The organism is Ensifer sp. NM-2 (genome assembly GCF_003024455.1).
GTDB lineage: Bacteria > Pseudomonadota > Alphaproteobacteria > Rhizobiales > Rhizobiaceae > Ensifer > Ensifer canadensis.
In genome coordinates this window covers 79,692-94,345 of sequence record NZ_PVZR01000014.1, presented here as the reverse complement: position 1 = coordinate 94,345, position 14,654 = coordinate 79,692, and the positions used below count along the sequence as shown (strand labels likewise).

Annotated in this window: 14 protein-coding genes; 8 read left to right on the top strand and 6 right to left on the bottom strand. The window is 60.8% G+C overall.

Annotated elements, in window-relative coordinates; all coding sequences use genetic code 11:
- Positions 1–79 precede the first annotated feature (79 nt).
- Positions 80–1,414 (top strand): PLP-dependent aminotransferase family protein, encoded by a 1,335-nt coding sequence (locus C6558_RS24680; RefSeq protein WP_084815160.1) that lies wholly within the window; start codon positions 80–82, stop codon positions 1,412–1,414.
- Between the two features lie 119 nt (positions 1,415–1,533).
- Here C6558_RS24680 and C6558_RS24675 read toward each other — a convergent pair whose 3' ends face one another.
- Positions 1,534–1,971, bottom strand: a complete 438-nt coding sequence (locus C6558_RS24675; protein WP_025429699.1) for a hypothetical protein — start codon at positions 1,969–1,971, stop codon at positions 1,534–1,536.
- 91 nt (positions 1,972–2,062) lie between these two features.
- Between C6558_RS24675 and C6558_RS24670 the strand changes: the two genes are divergently transcribed.
- The 3 genes from C6558_RS24670 to C6558_RS24660 all read left to right on the top strand — a co-directional run bounded on the left by C6558_RS24670 (position 2,063) and on the right by C6558_RS24660 (position 5,256).
- On the top strand, positions 2,063–2,530 hold the full coding sequence (locus C6558_RS24670; protein ID WP_371412293.1) for a hypothetical protein: 468 nt from the start codon (positions 2,063–2,065) through the stop codon (positions 2,528–2,530).
- A gap of 521 nt (positions 2,531–3,051) precedes the next feature.
- Complete coding sequence (locus C6558_RS24665; protein WP_057205902.1) at positions 3,052–5,004, top strand: hypothetical protein; 1,953 nt, start codon at positions 3,052–3,054, stop codon at positions 5,002–5,004.
- A 33-nt stretch (positions 5,005–5,037) separates the two neighbouring features.
- The gene (locus C6558_RS24660; RefSeq protein WP_057205904.1) at positions 5,038–5,256 is read left to right on the top strand and encodes a hypothetical protein; all 219 of its coding nucleotides are present in this window, start codon (positions 5,038–5,040) and stop codon (positions 5,254–5,256) included.
- A 213-nt stretch (positions 5,257–5,469) separates the two neighbouring features.
- Here C6558_RS24660 and C6558_RS24655 read toward each other — a convergent pair whose 3' ends face one another.
- Both C6558_RS24655 and C6558_RS24650 read right to left on the bottom strand, forming a co-directional pair.
- A complete protein-coding gene (locus C6558_RS24655) occupies positions 5,470–5,937 on the bottom strand; it encodes a GNAT family N-acetyltransferase (RefSeq protein WP_025429703.1) in 468 nt (155 codons plus the stop codon).
- A gap of 480 nt (positions 5,938–6,417) precedes the next feature.
- A complete protein-coding gene (locus C6558_RS24650; protein ID WP_107027871.1) occupies positions 6,418–7,734 on the bottom strand; it encodes a dicarboxylate/amino acid:cation symporter in 1,317 nt (438 codons plus the stop codon).
- Here C6558_RS24650 and C6558_RS24645 point away from each other — a divergent pair.
- Positions 7,733–8,026, top strand: coding sequence for a hypothetical protein (locus C6558_RS24645; RefSeq protein WP_107027870.1), 294 nt, complete (start codon positions 7,733–7,735; stop codon positions 8,024–8,026). The two genes, C6558_RS24650 and C6558_RS24645, sit on opposite strands and share 2 nt — an antisense overlap.
- A gap of 72 nt (positions 8,027–8,098) precedes the next feature.
- Complete coding sequence (locus C6558_RS24640) at positions 8,099–8,530, top strand: OsmC family protein (protein WP_025429705.1); 432 nt, start codon at positions 8,099–8,101, stop codon at positions 8,528–8,530.
- A gap of 192 nt (positions 8,531–8,722) precedes the next feature.
- Here the strand turns inward: C6558_RS24640 and C6558_RS24635 are convergent, their stop codons facing one another.
- A complete protein-coding gene (locus C6558_RS24635; protein WP_025429706.1) occupies positions 8,723–9,745 on the bottom strand; it encodes an LLM class flavin-dependent oxidoreductase in 1,023 nt (340 codons plus the stop codon).
- A 483-nt stretch (positions 9,746–10,228) separates the two neighbouring features.
- On the opposite strand from C6558_RS24635, the gene C6558_RS24630 reads away from it, so the two are divergent.
- Positions 10,229–11,506, top strand: a complete 1,278-nt coding sequence (locus C6558_RS24630; protein ID WP_025429707.1) for a DUF2254 domain-containing protein — start codon at positions 10,229–10,231, stop codon at positions 11,504–11,506.
- 78 nt (positions 11,507–11,584) lie between these two features.
- Here C6558_RS24630 and C6558_RS24625 read toward each other — a convergent pair whose 3' ends face one another.
- A complete protein-coding gene (locus C6558_RS24625) occupies positions 11,585–12,613 on the bottom strand; it encodes a GlxA family transcriptional regulator (protein WP_082571753.1) in 1,029 nt (342 codons plus the stop codon).
- Between the two features lie 126 nt (positions 12,614–12,739).
- Here C6558_RS24625 and C6558_RS24620 point away from each other — a divergent pair, with 126 nt between their 5' ends.
- Entirely contained in the window at positions 12,740–13,360 is a 621-nt protein-coding gene (locus C6558_RS24620; RefSeq protein WP_199197053.1) for a cysteine hydrolase family protein, read from the top strand.
- Between the two features lie 91 nt (positions 13,361–13,451).
- Here C6558_RS24620 and C6558_RS24615 read toward each other — a convergent pair whose 3' ends face one another.
- Entirely contained in the window at positions 13,452–14,651 is a 1,200-nt protein-coding gene (locus tag C6558_RS24615) for an MFS transporter (protein ID WP_025429709.1), read from the bottom strand.
- Positions 14,652–14,654 lie beyond the last annotated feature (3 nt).

The following is a 14,654-nucleotide window of genomic DNA, read 5'->3' as shown; positions in this document are numbered from 1 at the left end:
ATCCGGCGCTGCAATTTGTTTTACAAATGCACCGATGTCATAAGAGTTCAATTGGTTTATTGCCCTCGGAGCATTTGAGATGCTGGATTACCGCGCCGTCGCCGACGTTGTCGCCAGCGAGATCGCCTCTGGAAAGCTGCCGCCCGGTTCGCGGCTGCAGCCGCAAAGAACCTTTGCCTATGAGAGAGGAATAGCGGTCTCGACCGCCAGCCGTGTTTATGCCGAACTCGTTCGCCGCGGTCTGGTTATCGGCGAAGTCGGGCGTGGGACCTTCGTCAGGACGCCGGACCGGCTGCAATCTGCGCGGATTAGTGAGATCGCCGACGCGCCGATCGATTTGCAACTGGCGACATCGGGTTCCCTGCAGCAGGCGGCCCTGATGGCGCCGGCGTTCAAGAACATGGCCAACCCGGCAACACTCTTTGACGCCATGGACGCTCTCGGTCCCTTCGGGCCAAAGGGCGCCGGCGAGATCGTCACGCGCCATCTCGTGCACGATCATTGGTCCCCGAGGCCTGACGGCATCCTTCTTGCCGGTGGAGGACGCCAAGCGATTGCATGCGCCATGGCAGCTGTCTGCAAGCCTGGCGATCGCATCGGCGTCGAGCCGTTGACCTATCCCTCGGTCATCCGCATGGCGGCTCGGCTCGGCTTGCAGCTCGTGCCGCTTGAGATCGACGGTGACGGCGTCGACGTTGCGGCGCTTATCAGGGTGCATCGTGCGAAGCCGCTCGATGCGATCTACATCCAGCCGACTATCCATAACCCGCTCGGTTTTTCGATGTCGCACGCACGACGAACTGCCCTCGCCGAGGCGCTCGAGGAGACCGGGCTGCTCTGCATCGAGGACGCTGCCTTTGCATTCCTTTCCGACGCGGCACCGCTTGCGGCCTATGCGCCGGAGCGTGTCGTCTACGTCAACAGCATGCAGAAGCGGCTTGGTCCGGGCGTTGGCGTTGGCATTGTCGTCGCGCCGCCGCAGGTCAAGGATCGCATTGCCGCGGTGATGCGTGCCGGGGGCTGGATGGCGTCGTCTCTATCAATGCACCTGGTGCTATCCTGGATCTCTGACGGCACAGCCGCCCATGTTTCGGAGCTGAAGCGGAAGGATGGGCGCGATCGGCAGTTGCTGACGGCGCGCATTCTCGGCCACGTGTCGCCGTCGGCGGAAAGCAACGCCTTTCATATCTGGCTCGAACTGCCGGAGATCTGGAGTGCCGGGGCGTTCGTTTCGGCGGCAGCTGTACAAGGCGTCGCCATCACGCCTGCGGGCGTGTTTAGTGCCATCCCAGGGCGTGCACCAAACGCGGTGCGCGTCGCGATCTCCGCTCCGCCGCTCAAGGACCTGGAGCGCGGGCTTCACGTGATCCGATCCCTGCTGGCCTCGGTGCCTGGCGACGCCGAGATCGAGTGACGAAGACTTGAAGCAAGCGGGGGCATGGCCCGGCGCTTTTAATCTCGCCAACATCTCTACATCGGCGAACTACCATCCTGCCGCGCAGCATCTCACAACATGGTGAAATGCGGCTCGCGTCAGCCGACGAACAGCGCGCGCAGCCGGGCGAATAGGCCGCTGCGTTCGCCAGTCGAGATCGACCTGACGAGTTCTGCGGCCGTCTGCGCGTTCACCGTTGCACCGAAATGGCAGTAGCAGATCACGCCGTGCAGCTGCCAGTCGCGCAACTCGAAGAACCTGAGGGCTTCGCCATAGGTGTCGTTTTCCATGCCTGCGGCACGCAGCATGGTATCTTCGAACGCGACGGAGATCGGCGAGCCGTCGCTGCGCAATGTATCGCGCACGGCAGCGGACTGGTGTTCGGTTTCATACAATGTCGCCAAGTGTCGGGACGGGCTCTGCTCGAGAACCTCCGCCCAACGTTCGAGGCGTTCCCTGCGAGACATGCTCAGCGGCCGGCATTCCGGTTCGATTTGTGCAAAGACCTGCAATTGCTCGCGTGTATGGTGCTTCATTGTTGCCTCCATTTAGACGATAGATGCTCTGCGCCAGCCCATTTCACCCTACCGAAAGCGTGACTCTTGTTGGGCGCGAAGTCCAATCACGATGATGCTTCGTGACCCGCTGCCAATCCGGCGCCGCGACAATCCGTCCACAGGCAACACGCCCGCATGGGCGAAGTACCCAGATTTTGACATCTTGTGGGATCACTCAGGCTGCGTATTGAGGGAGGCTTCCATGAAGACAAAGGCACGCGACCGCGAACTCATCGACGTGATGAGACGATATTTCGCGGCAAAAGCTGAGCTATCCGAGCTACGAGCGCAGCTGGAGCAGGCCAGACGCGCCGCCGGTGCGGACATCGGTAGCTTTTACGATCCGCGCACCAATACCAGCCATGCAGACGACGTCATGCGTTCGCATGCTCTCAACAGCGAGATGCGCTCGCTGATGGATCGAGCCGAAGCCTGGGGCAGACAAGAGATTGCGACATTGAGACGAGATTTGCCGGCGGAGGAGTTGCAATCCGAACCGGATCCAACGGATGAGCCGGCTGCATCCGGTATCGAATAAGCGCCGTCCAACCCTGAGGTCGTGCCGAGAGCCTTGACGCGTGCCCGGATACAGGGACATGCCGCCGGCATGACAACCGTAACTGCGCAAGCGCGATAGGCTCGGAGCGCCAAGTCACCCTGAGCGTGCATTGGCGGTCTTCGGTCAAGCCGTGGCGCCAAGCAGCCAAGCCCCGCTGCAGCATTGGTGCTTTCGATGAACGCAGAGAGCGATCAGGGCCTTCGCCGCGGGACATCGGCCGCGATTCCCTGTCGTTGCGTCAAAAATTGGAATAAAACCTGGAGTGGAACGTAGAATAGACCGCCTGTCGATTACCCATTGGTGCTGGTAAGCTATGGAAACTCCCTTCTCCCACAGTAAATTCCCGGTTGAATTGCGTGAGGTATTAAGACAAACTCTGTCGCGCAATCGTTTGTCCAATCGCTTCCTAGATTAGTGGCCGAAGGGCTTAGATACTGCTGTTGAATTTTTTTCGGCACGCGGATGCCAATCAATATTGGCGGAACGGCTTAAAGGTACAAATGGCTTTCTTGCTGCAAACCTTTGGGGGCTTGAGGCTCGTCGATTCAGAGGGAAGGCAAATTGCCTATCCCGAGAAAGGTTTGTTACTTCTCGCTTATTTGCTCACGACCAAAGATGGAGCCGAACACCGAACGGTGATGGCCGCATTCTTGTGGGGCAACGAAGACAGTGCCGTTCCGCTCGTGAACATGCGCAAGTTGATTTCCAGGATAAAGGTCCGCCAGGACGAAATTGGAGCGCAATTCCTCTCCTTTACCAGTAGCATGATCCATATGGATCGCGCGTCGTTGTCATCGGACATGGATCCGGCGACCGATAGCGAAATAGCCGATCCCTTGCCCCAGCTCCGCAGCCTTGCAACGCTGATGCACAGGTCATTCCTGGGGGCGGTCGGCTGTCAGAGCCGCGCTTTTTATGGCTGGCTCGCGGAACAGAAAGACCGCCAAAATACCCTTCTCAAAGCTTTGTTGCGAAAAGCGGCGCGCGCGCCGCGTTCGGAGGAAGAGGCTGACGTTCTCAAGGATGCGGGGATATTGCTCATCGAGGCGGAATACGCGGATCCGAATCCCGATACGTTGCAGTTGCTTGTCGAAATCTTTCAAGCCGAAGAGCAAGTCGACCACCTCAGGAAAATTCTCGAGAGGCGACGCGATGCGCTTGCACGAGGTGCCGATCTCGTGAACACCTTGGCGAGCCGGGATGCCGGACCTGGACCGGTCGCACGGCCGTACGCTCGTGCCGCCAGCATGTCCGAACCTGATTTTCAGACTGGATCTGGACAAACGCACCGTCATGCAATCCCTCGTCTGGTGCTGTTGCCTCCAAGCGACTATGTCGGGCGCCCGGACTTTGGCTTCATCGCGAGCGCCCTGATCGAGGACATCACCATCGGGTTTTGCGCCTTCAACAGCCTTCAGGTGATCGCCCACCATTCTGCCGTCCGGATCGGGCGCCAGCTTGAGGACCAGGCTGATTTCTTTGAGCGATTTTCTCTGAACTACATCCTCGACAGCCGGATCAGCAGTCAGACAAGCGAAGGGACGTTGTTCGTCCAGCTCATCTTCTTTCCCGATAATGAAGTCGTGTGGGCGGAAAGGTTCAGCCTGAGCCATCCGGAACTCGTCGCCACCCGGCGTGTGATCGCACGAAACATCGCGCTTTCGGTTTCAAGCGAGATCGAGCGGCATGAGGCGGCGCGTCTTTATCGCGAGCTGAATCCGGCAGCGTACCACAGCTATCTCGTGGGACGACGGCACCTGAACCGGCTGACGCTGCCGGACCTGCGGCGCGCCCGCAAGGAGATGAAGACCGCACTCCATGCGAGCGCCGATTTTGCGCCGGCGCTGAGTTCGATCGCCAGGACCTACTCAAAGGAATGGCTGCTGACGGCACGTGGCGACCTCGAACTGCTGAAGGCGGCCGAGGTGTTTGCTACGCGTGCCATCGGGGCCCGCCGGAATCTGGCAGACGGCTATCGCGAGTTCGGCGTGGCCAAGCTGTTGCAGGGGGCTTTCGATGAAAGCGCGGAAGCAATGGAACTCGCGGAGACGCTTGGTCCCCATTATGCCGATATCATTGCCGACCATGCCGATACACTCGTCCATTGCTCGCTTCCCGGCAAGGCGTTGGAAAAGATCGAACATGCGATTGAGCTCAATCCGTTGAGCCCGGACTCCTATCTCTGGACCGCCGCAGGTGCGAACTACGCGTTGAGTGAATTCGAGACATCGCTGGATTACATCGGACGTATGGCCGATCCGAGCCTGGCCGACAGGCTCTCGGCCGCGAACTGGGCGATGTTGGGCCATAGGGACAGAGCGCGTGTCTTTGTTCGCCGGGTGCGCGAAGCCAACCCCAATTTCGACCTGGACACGTGGCTTGCCGCCGTTCCCAGCAAGGAACAATGGCACAAGGACCTCTACAGAGAAGGCTTGAAGAGGGCAGGATTTTAGACCGAGCAGATCCATAGTGAGAGGGGAATACGGATGGCCAAAGTTGTTGTGATAGGTATCGAAGGTGAGGACGGCCTTTGGATTGTCGATCTGAAGGCTCGCAGCGTCGAGCCGCTGGATTCACCGAAGGCCGGGGGACTGAAGACGGTTGCCGATCTACGTGCCGCCGGGGTGAGCGTGATCAAGGGGGCCGACGTGGCGTTGGTCGTCAAGTCGGCTGCCGCCGCGTCGTCGGGGCACTACGAAGGGTAGGGCGCCGGCTTAAAAAACGGCAGCACAAGCCTGGCTGAAGGCGTGGATTGTCTCGGCCATGGGGTCAAGGTGCAGCGCAATGCTGGTGTGAAGCCTCGGCGTGACTTGGTACGCCCCGAGTTTGGACTGCTGGCGCCAGAGCGTATGCAGCGCGGGGGATGCCTAGCAATCATCCAAGCGAACTCAGGCACGGGCCGGTTACATCACAAATCATCAGCGCGCTGACTCAGGACTCCACTTTAGCGGCTTTGAATAAATCCTGAGCTTCGTAGCCTGATTGTAGCCGCTCGCCTTATAGTATTCGGCAGTGGCGCCCTCACTTTGCGACAAAAGCCACGCGCTCGAAAAGCCGGAACTCAAGGCTTCAGCCTCAAGAAATCTTAGCAGTTGCTTGCCGATGCCACGTCCCTGGTGAGAAGGCAGAACCGCGATTTCAGGAATGTACAGGCCCCTGCCGGCCGCCGACGTATGGGGGAGGCCGATCGCAAAGCCAAGCAACGCGCCATTTTCCAATGCCCCGACGCCGAGCCAACCGGGAGTGGTCGACAACTCGCCCATCCGTGCCGTCGCTCTCTCCAAGGTCCACGCCTCGTTCCAAGGCGGCCCGATATATGCCTTCACGATGATGGCCGCCGCCCGCAACGCGTGGTCTTCATTTATCCGTTGGAAGATGACCGGCATTCAAGCTCCGCTTGTCACGTGCTGTTAAGGCAGAAATCACGGCCATTCAGTATTCCAATCGCTGGCAGATAACAACTCTACGGTATTGCTGATAGTAATTCAAACGCGCTGATTGAAGCGCGAGTATTACCGGCAATCCGCCAGTCTTGAGTTCGGAATGATCTGCCACGATTTGGGGTAGCCGACCTTCGGTCCTGCTTCACTGACGCTATCGATGCGAGGCGTTGCAGCCATCTTAGAAGCCGGTGCGTGCGCAGGTTCCTCGAACTGCAACATCGCGGTCGTGCGACAAGCGCTGCTCAACCTCAGGATAATGCAGGCGGTTTGGCTGGCGCGCGCCAAACCGTGCCGGTGGAAGCTTGAACCAGCACTCATGTGAGAACGAGACTGCCGCAAATGATCCGAGGCACCGAGCGGTTTAGCCAGGCAATAGAATCAAGAAGCCGGCGAGATGCCGGCTTCCTCTGGGTGTGAATCCAATCAGGCCGTCTGGAGGCCTACAGCCGGTTCCGGATCCTCTATGGACTTGCCGGCATTGTAGACGGTCTCGTCGAGAATGCCTTCGCGCTTGGAGACGATCGTTGGCACCAACGCCTGTCCGGCGACGTTGACGGCAGTGCGGCCCATGTCGAGGATCGGGTCGATGGCAAGCAACAGGCCGACACCTTCGAGCGGAAGGCCAAGCGTCGACAGGGTGAGCGTCAGCATGACGGTCGCCCCCGTCAGGCCGGCAGTCGCGGCCGAGCCGAGCACGGAAACGAAGATGATCAGCACATATTCCTGCAGCCCGAGCGGTACGCCAAAGAATTGCGCGATGAAAATCGCCGAGATTGCCGGGTAGATCGCCGCGCAACCATCCATCTTGGTCGTAGCGCCAAGCGGGACGGCAAAGGCGGCAAACTCGCGCGGCACGCCGAGGCTCTTCTCCGTCACGGTTTCGGTGACAGGCAGGGTGCCGACAGAGGAGCGCGAGACGAACGCGAGCTGGATTGCCGGCCATGCACCGGCAAAGAAGCGCGATGGCTTCAGGCCATGCGCGATCAGCAGCGCGGGATAGACGACGAAGAGCACGATGGCGAGGCCGATATAGACAGCAGCTGCATACCAGCCGAGTTGCGCCAGCGTTCCCCAGCCATATTGCGCCACGGCGCGGCCGAGCAGGCCGATGGTGCCGATCGGCGTCAGGCGAATGACCCACCAGAGGATCTTGCGGACGATCGCGAGAAGCGACTGGTTGAAGGCAAGGAAGGGCTTGGCCGCTTCGCCTGCTTTCAGCGCGGCGGCACCAAAGGCGATGGAAACAACGAGGATCTGCAGCACGTTGAAATTCAACGACGTACTGGCACTTCCTTCCGTCAGCTTGGTGCTTGCCTCCAGGCCCAGCATGTTGCCGGGAACCAGGCCCTTGAGGAAATCAAGCCATGAGCCGGCATAGGACGGCGCCTTGGCAGCCTCCTGCGACACCGCCGAGCCGACGCCTGGCTGGATGATGAGGCCGAGCGCGATGCCGATGATGACAGCGATGAACGAGGTGATCGCGAACCAGAGGAGGGTTTGCCAGACGAGCTTCGCTGCATTCTGAAGCGTCGCCAGATTGGCAATGGAGGCAACGATCGCCGTGAACACGAGCGGCGGGACCAACGCGCGCAGAAGCTGCACGAAGATGGAGCCGATCGTCTGGAGCGTCACGGTCAACCAGTTGGGGTTGCCGGCCGCATCGACGCCCATGTTTCGGGCGATGAGGCCGAGCAGCAGTCCAATGACCATGGCTGCCAGAACTTGGAAACCGAAGGACATGAAAAACGGCTTCGGCGGGGATTTGATAGTGGCTTGGGACACGATTCACACTCGATTGATTGATGGAGCAGAGCGTTCGGGAGGAAACTTCCGCAACGGCGACAAATTAGTCAAGGTTGTGACAGAGGATAAGCAACCGTTTGGCTCGGGACCAATCATAGGTGGAATAATTTTCCCGGTTGAACGCTTGGCCACGGTGCATGGCGGAGGGGCGAAACCGGCAATCCGTTACGTTGCGCCCGTTTGCTGGGCCGCAAGCCGTGTATTCGGGCGCTGGCGGGTAGCAGCGTAAGCTATCCACACATACCAATCCGACGCCACTGCTCTATCTGGTGCCTGTGGATTTCACCTCGAGGAGAAGAGCATGCAGATCAATCGCACAGGATCGGCGAAATGGGCCGGCGGTCTCAAGGACGGTAAGGGTCAGATTTCGACGCAGAGCGGCGCGCTCAAGGAGTATCCGTATGGTTTTGCAGCGCGCTTCGAAGGCGTCGCGGGTACCAACCCGGAGGAACTCATCGGTGCGGCTCACGCCGGTTGCTTTACCATGGCGTTGTCACTGATCCTTGGGGAGGCTGGCCTGACGGCCGACAGCATGGAGACGACCGCCAAGGTCACGCTTGAGTCCGTCGCCGATGGCTTTGCCATCACGGCTATCCACCTGGCGTTGAAGGGCCGTGTGCCGGGCGCGGATCTGGCAAAATTCACTGAGCTGGCAAACAAGGCGAAAGCGGGATGCCCGGTGTCAAAGGCACTTGGTGCGGTTCCGATAACACTCGACGTCAGTTTGGCATGAGAAGCCCGTGTGCGCCGACGACAGCGCCGCGCGTCTTATTGGACGCGCAAAGGTCACTGCAGCACTTTGAATGGCCGCAACTTTATCCTGAAATCGAATTGGATTTAAGGAAACATGCGGTAGGTCGGCGCACGCGGATATCTTCATGCCAGTCGAATTCGATCGCCGGTGCGAACGAACGCGTCTTGTCGCTCAACGCCAACTGAGCGCGGGCGCCACGTGCTTCAGGATCGCCTCGATGACGTGCGCATTGTAGTCGACGCCGAGCTGGTTCGGCACCGTCAGCAGCAGCGTATCGGCTTCGGCGACGGCTTCATCCCCGGCGAGCTGCTTGATGAGCACGTTAGGCTCGGCCGCATAAGACCGGCCGAAGATCGCCCGAGTGTTCTCATCGATGAAGCCGATCGTATCCTGCTCCTTGCCGCTTCGGCCGAAATAGGCACGGTCGCGATCATCGACGATGGCGAAGATGCTGCGGCTGACGGAAACCCTCGGCGTGCGGGTGTGGCCCGCTTCCTTCCACGCCTCCCGGTAGGCGCGGATCTGTGCTGCCTGCTGGACGTGGAACGGCTCGCCGGTCTCGTCGTCCTTCAGGGTCGAACTCTGCAGGTTCATGCCGAGCTTTGCCGCCCAGACGGCCGTGGCGTTCGAACTGGAACCCCACCAGATGCGGTCGCGCAACCCTTCGGAATGGGGCTCGAGGCGCAAAAGTCCTGGCGGGTTCGGGAACATCGGCCGTGGGTTGGGTTGGGCGAAACCGTTGCCTTTCAGTGCTTCGAGAAACACTTCGGCGTGGCTGCGGCCCATATCCGCATCCGACGCGCCGTCCTGCGGCTGGTAACCGAAATATCGCCAGCCATCGATCACCTGTTCCGGCGATCCTCGGCTGAGACCGAGCTGCAGGCGTGAGCCGGAGATCAGGTCGGCGGCACCGGCGTCTTCGGCCATGTAAAGCGGGTTCTCGTAGCGCATATCGATGACGGCCGTGCCGATCTCGATGCGCTTCGTCCTTGCGCCGACGGCAGCCAGAAGCGGGAAGGGGGAGGCAAGCTGCCGGGCAAAGTGATGAACACGGAAATAGGCGCCGTCAGCGCCGAGCTCCTCGGCGGCAACTGCAAGGTCGATGGACTGCAGAAGCGCATCGCCTGCCGAGCGGGTTTGCGACTGGGAGGAGGGGGTCCAATGGCCGAAGGAAAGGAATCCGATTTTCTTCACGATAGTGCCGCCTGCGAATATGTCGTTGATACTCTTCTAGATGGCATAGGACAGGCTCGAGGGACAGCAGTGGAGGGTCGAACGCTGTGTTTCCGATCTGCTCATGAACCACCATGTTGCACCAAGCTCCAAACACTCAACGCTCGTCATCCATATCCAACGCCGCAAGGCCATGGCAGAGTGGAAAGCCGTGACCGTAATGCCCACCTAAATCACGACCCGATGCTCCATTCCGTCCCTTTTCGAACAACGTGACAGAACCTCGGCAGGCTATGAAAAAGGCTCAAGCTGCGGAGGCGGCTCGGGGGAGAAGCCGTGACCTGAAGTTGTGATTTTCGCGGCCCGACGAGACAGCATAGTATATATTAGGCCCCAGGTCGCTTGCGCCGATCGTCTCGTATCGGGAGTTGGTCGCGTACGGTGCCCTTGTGGCAGATTTGACCGTTTCCGGCTCGAAGGGCCACACGAGAGGGATGGGGCTAAATGCGCTGGAACAAGTTGTATGCGCTCAAGAGCTACATGCGGTCCTCGCTGTGGGTCGTGCCTTTCTTCGCGCTCGTTCTGCAGCAAGCCTTCTTCCGCGCAGTGCTTGTATTCGAACTGTGGACAGAATGGGTGCCGATATGGCCCTTGGAGACAGAGGGTACGATTGCAGCGATGCAGGCGATCATCAGCCTGGCGCTTTCGTTCATCGTCTTCACGTTCGGCTCCCTGCTCGTCGCCATTCAGATTGCGAGCGGGCAGCTGACGCCCCGGATTATCGCGACCACGCTGCTGCGCGATAACGTGATCCGTTTCACCGTGGGCTTGTTCATCTTTACTCTTCTCTTTGCCATCGGGGCGATCAGTCGCGTCAGTACGCAGGCCCTGTCTCCCATCATGTGGATCTCGGGGATTCTTGGCGTTCTGTCGCTGGCCGCCTTCCTCTATTTCATCGATTATTCCGCCCGGCTATTACGTCCCGTCAGCATCATTCATCGCGTCGCCGAGCAGGGCTTTGCCGTTATCGAGGCGGTATATCCTGGCCCGCTGTCGGATGCCGACGAGCGACCACAACCGGACGAGCCGTGCGAGAAGCCGGGAAACATCGTTTTGCATGTCGGGTCGTCGGACATCATTCTTGCAGTCGACGTGAAGGCCTTGACCATTCAAGCACATCGAGCGGACGGCGTGATTGAACTTGCTGCGCGCGTCGGCGATTTTGTCTCATCCGGGCAGCCACTGTTCCGCCTCTATGGCGGCGCCAAGGCAATACCAGCCAAAGACCTTCGCAACAGTGTCGTCTTCGGGCGTGAGCGGACCATCGAGCAGGATCCGACCTTCGCCTTCAGGGTTATTGTCGACATCGCCAGCAAGGCGCTTTCGAAGGCTATAAACGACCCGACGACAGCGGTGCTTGCCATTGATCAGTTGCAGCGACTGCTACGCAGCGTTGGTGGGCGCGAACTGAGCAACGAGTACGTCCGCGATGCCCAGGGACGCCTTCGTGTGGTGTTCCCGACGCCGAACTGGGAAGATTTCGTGCAACTTACGTTTCGAGAGATCCGGATCTATGGAGCGGAAAATCTGCAGATCGCAAGGCGGCTGCACGCGATGATCGACGATCTCGAAGCGGTGCTGCCGGAAAGCCGGAAGGATGCGTTGGCCATTGAGCGCAACCTGCTCGACCAGACGATCGACAAGGTCTACCTGCTCCCCGAAGACGCAGCACTCGCGCATATTGCCGATACGCAAGGGCTGGGCGGCTCTCCTAAAGCATGACTGAAATTCGCGCATCCGCATAGCCAGTGTCCGAGACGTCCTGATGGCAGGCGCACGGATCCACCACGCTCCAATCACTCAGCGCTGGTCATCCATATTCACCGCCTCAAGGCCATGGCGGAGTGGAAAGCCGTGACCGTAATGCTTCCCTAAATCCGGTCTCTTCCTGAACTGCCGGCGGTAGCTTGCCGGCGAGATCGAGAAGGCGCGGGTAAAGTGCTGGCGCAGCGATACCGTTGAGCCGAAGCCGGCCATCTCTGCGACCCGGTCGATCGAGCAGGATCCGGTTTCGAGCAACCGTTGCGCGGTCGCCAGCCGCTGGTTCAAGAGCCATTGCGTAAAGGTGGTTCCGGTCGTCTTTCTGAAATGCCGGGTAAAACTGCGCAGGCTCATCCCGGCCCGTGCCGCCAGCTTTTCGAGCGACAATGGCTCGTCCAGATGCTCGATTGCCCAATTGATCGTCGCGCCGAGCTGCGCCTCGCCGGCGGCGGCAGGCATTGGCTTCTCGATATATTGGGTCTGGCCGCCATGCCGGTGCGGCGCCACCACCAGCCGCCGGGCGACGCGGTTGGCGATATCTGCCCCATGATCGCGACGTACGATATGCAGACAGCAGTCGATGGCCGCGGCCGTGCCGGCCGATGTCAGGATGTCACCATCATCGATATAGAGCGCATCCTGATCCAGGGCGACCCGCGGATAGCTTCGTTGGAACTCCTCCGCCCAGGCCCAATGGGTGGATGCCGGTCGCCCGTCCAGCACGCCCGCTTCCGCCAGTACGAATGTACCAAGGCAAAGCCCGACCAGCCGCGCGCCGCGTGCATGGGCGGCCCTGACGCTCCGCAGCAAGGCTTCGGGAGGACGCTCGTCCGGATCCCGCCAGGCCGGCACGATGACGGTGTCGGCCTCCCCCAGGTGGCTCAGATCATGCGTCACTTCAATGCGAAAGCCGGAGCCAGTGGCAACCGACCCGGTATTCTCGCCGCAGATCAACAGGCGATAGCGGGGCGCTCCGAGTTTCAAAAGCTCATCGCCGAACACGATGCAGGGCACCGACAGGTGGAAGGCGCTGATGCGTTCGAAGGCGATGACGGCAACGGTGTGCATCGGCGTGGCGATCCCAATCTAATGAATTGGCCAGAACCTAGCACATATTGTCATTCTGGCCACTTTCGCGAAGCCGCCGCATGCAGGATTTTTCCGCCATCAACAACGATGCGAAAGGACGCTTTCATGATGCAGCACCCCACCATCCGGACCATGGCTGGAGCCACAGCGCCGCAAAGTCTCGATCCTGCCAAGACCGCCCTGCTGGTGATCGACTTTCAGAACGAATATTTCAGCGGCAGGATGCCGATCCCGGATGGCGCAAAGGCGCTCTCCAACGCCAAGCGCCTCATCGAGCGTGCTGATCAGGACGGCATGAGAGTCTATCATGTCCAGCACGTGACACCGGCGGGAAGCCCGGTCTTTGCCGAGGACAGTGCGACCTCCCGGTTCCACGACCAGATCCAGCCATCAGCCAACCATTCGGTGGTGCGCAAATCGTCGGTGAGCGTGTTTCCAACCACCGACATCGACCAGAGGCTGAAACAGGCTGGCGTCGATACGCTCATCATTGCCGGCCTGATGACCCATGCCTGCGTGGCCGGCGCTGCCCGCGATGCCGTCCCCCTCGGCTACAATGTGATCGTGGCCGACGACGCCTGCGCCACGCGGGACGTCGATACGGCAGATGGGGAGACCGTGTCGCATGTTGCGCTGCACCGCGCAGCTCTGGCTTCGATCGACGACACCTTCGGCGATATCGTCACGACCGATCAGCTCCTGGCCCTGCCACTGACGCGCAAGTGAGACTTGAGCGCGGCTGAGTACGGGGCCTAATGATGGCTCTCCCGATCCCGCAGGAATTCAGGATCGGGAGGGCCATAGAGTCCTTCATCTCTCAGCCCGGCTGGAGCGCCACCTTGCGGGAGACGGCGACGAGCGAGGCGCCCAGCAGTGCGGCCAATGCCGCAAACATGAAGACGCCGGCAGGCCCCTGGAGTTCGACGATCAGTCCGCCGAGGATTGCTCCGGTGGAGATGGCGATCTGGAATGTCGTCAGCGTCGCCGCACCAGCGCCTTCCGCCTCGTCGCCGGCGGCCCGACTGATGAAGGACTGGACGCTGACAGGGAGCGCACCGAAGGCGAAGCCCCAGGCGGCCGTCGCTGCGGCTGCAATGCCCGGCAGCACGCCGGCGACCGCAAGCAGGAGCGCGGTGGCAGCGATGCCCGCGGCTGCCAGCGTCATCGACAGGCGGGTGTTGCGCTCCGCCAGGAAGCCGCCTGCGATATTGCCGAAGAAACCGCCGATACCGAATGCGAGCAGGATCGCGGTGATCATTTCGACGTCGAAACGCGGCACCTGCTCAAGATAGGGGCGGATATAGGTGAAGCCGGCAAAGTGACCGGTCACGACCAGTAGGATCGTGGCAAGGCCGAGCCGGATCGCCGGGCGCCTGAGAACCCTCACGATCGTGCCAAGGCCGGTGGTCCCGATCGGCGGCAGCGACGGGACGGTCAGCGCCTGGACGATAAAGGTAACCACCCCGACTACGGCTGCCAGCAGGAAAGCATAGCGCCATCCGAGCGTGGCGCCGATCCAGGCGCCGACGGGGGCGGCACAAACCGTTGCGATCGAGACGCCCGACATCACGATCGCCATGGCGCGGGGCATCAGCCTGGCGGGAACGAGCCGCATGGCCAGCGCCAGCGACATCGCCCAGAAGCCGCCGAGCGCGATACCGAGCAACACGCGGGCCGCAAGCAGGAAAGGAAGGTTGGGTGCAAAGCCCGCCATAAGGCTCGAGACGACCAGCAGGCCCGTCAAAGCCAGAAGCACCGTGCGCCGGTCGAACCGGCCTGTGTAGACGACGATCGCCGGGCCGGCGACCGCCGCAACGACAGCAGTGGTGGTCACCGACTGCCCGGCAGCTCCAACGCTGACCCCGAGATCCGCCGACATCGGCGTCAGCAGGCTTGCCGGTAGAAACTCTGCCGTTACCAGGCCGAAGACCCCAAGCGAAAGGGAAACGACAGCGCCCCATCGGGCTTTGTTCCGCTCGTCCGTCGGGGCACCTGATTTCGTCACGACGCCATCCATGAT

Excerpts from the sequence above, each read along its gene's own strand:
- C6558_RS24630 (WP_025429707.1), top strand. The coding sequence starts at position 10,229 with ATGCGCTGGAACAAGTTGTATGCGCTCAAGAGCTACATGCGGTCCTCG.
- C6558_RS24650 (WP_107027871.1), bottom strand. The coding sequence starts at position 7,734 with ATGTCCTTCGGTTTCCAAGTTCTGGCAGCCATGGTCATTGGACTGCTG.
- C6558_RS24670 (WP_371412293.1), top strand. The coding sequence starts at position 2,063 with ATGATGCTTCGTGACCCGCTGCCAATCCGGCGCCGCGACAATCCGTCC.
- C6558_RS24620 (WP_199197053.1), top strand. The coding sequence starts at position 12,740 with ATGATGCAGCACCCCACCATCCGGACCATGGCTGGAGCCACAGCGCCG.
- C6558_RS24660 (WP_057205904.1), top strand. The coding sequence starts at position 5,038 with ATGGCCAAAGTTGTTGTGATAGGTATCGAAGGTGAGGACGGCCTTTGG.
- C6558_RS24675 (WP_025429699.1), bottom strand. The coding sequence starts at position 1,971 with ATGAAGCACCATACACGCGAGCAATTGCAGGTCTTTGCACAAATCGAA.
- C6558_RS24645 (WP_107027870.1), top strand. The coding sequence starts at position 7,733 with ATGAAAAACGGCTTCGGCGGGGATTTGATAGTGGCTTGGGACACGATT.
- C6558_RS24615 (WP_025429709.1), bottom strand. The coding sequence starts at position 14,651 with ATGGATGGCGTCGTGACGAAATCAGGTGCCCCGACGGACGAGCGGAAC.
- C6558_RS24665 (WP_057205902.1), top strand. The coding sequence starts at position 3,052 with ATGGCTTTCTTGCTGCAAACCTTTGGGGGCTTGAGGCTCGTCGATTCA.
- C6558_RS24680 (WP_084815160.1), top strand. The coding sequence starts at position 80 with ATGCTGGATTACCGCGCCGTCGCCGACGTTGTCGCCAGCGAGATCGCC.
- C6558_RS24655 (WP_025429703.1), bottom strand. The coding sequence starts at position 5,937 with ATGCCGGTCATCTTCCAACGGATAAATGAAGACCACGCGTTGCGGGCG.
- C6558_RS24640 (WP_025429705.1), top strand. The coding sequence starts at position 8,099 with ATGCAGATCAATCGCACAGGATCGGCGAAATGGGCCGGCGGTCTCAAG.
- C6558_RS24625 (WP_082571753.1), bottom strand. The coding sequence starts at position 12,613 with ATGCACACCGTTGCCGTCATCGCCTTCGAACGCATCAGCGCCTTCCAC.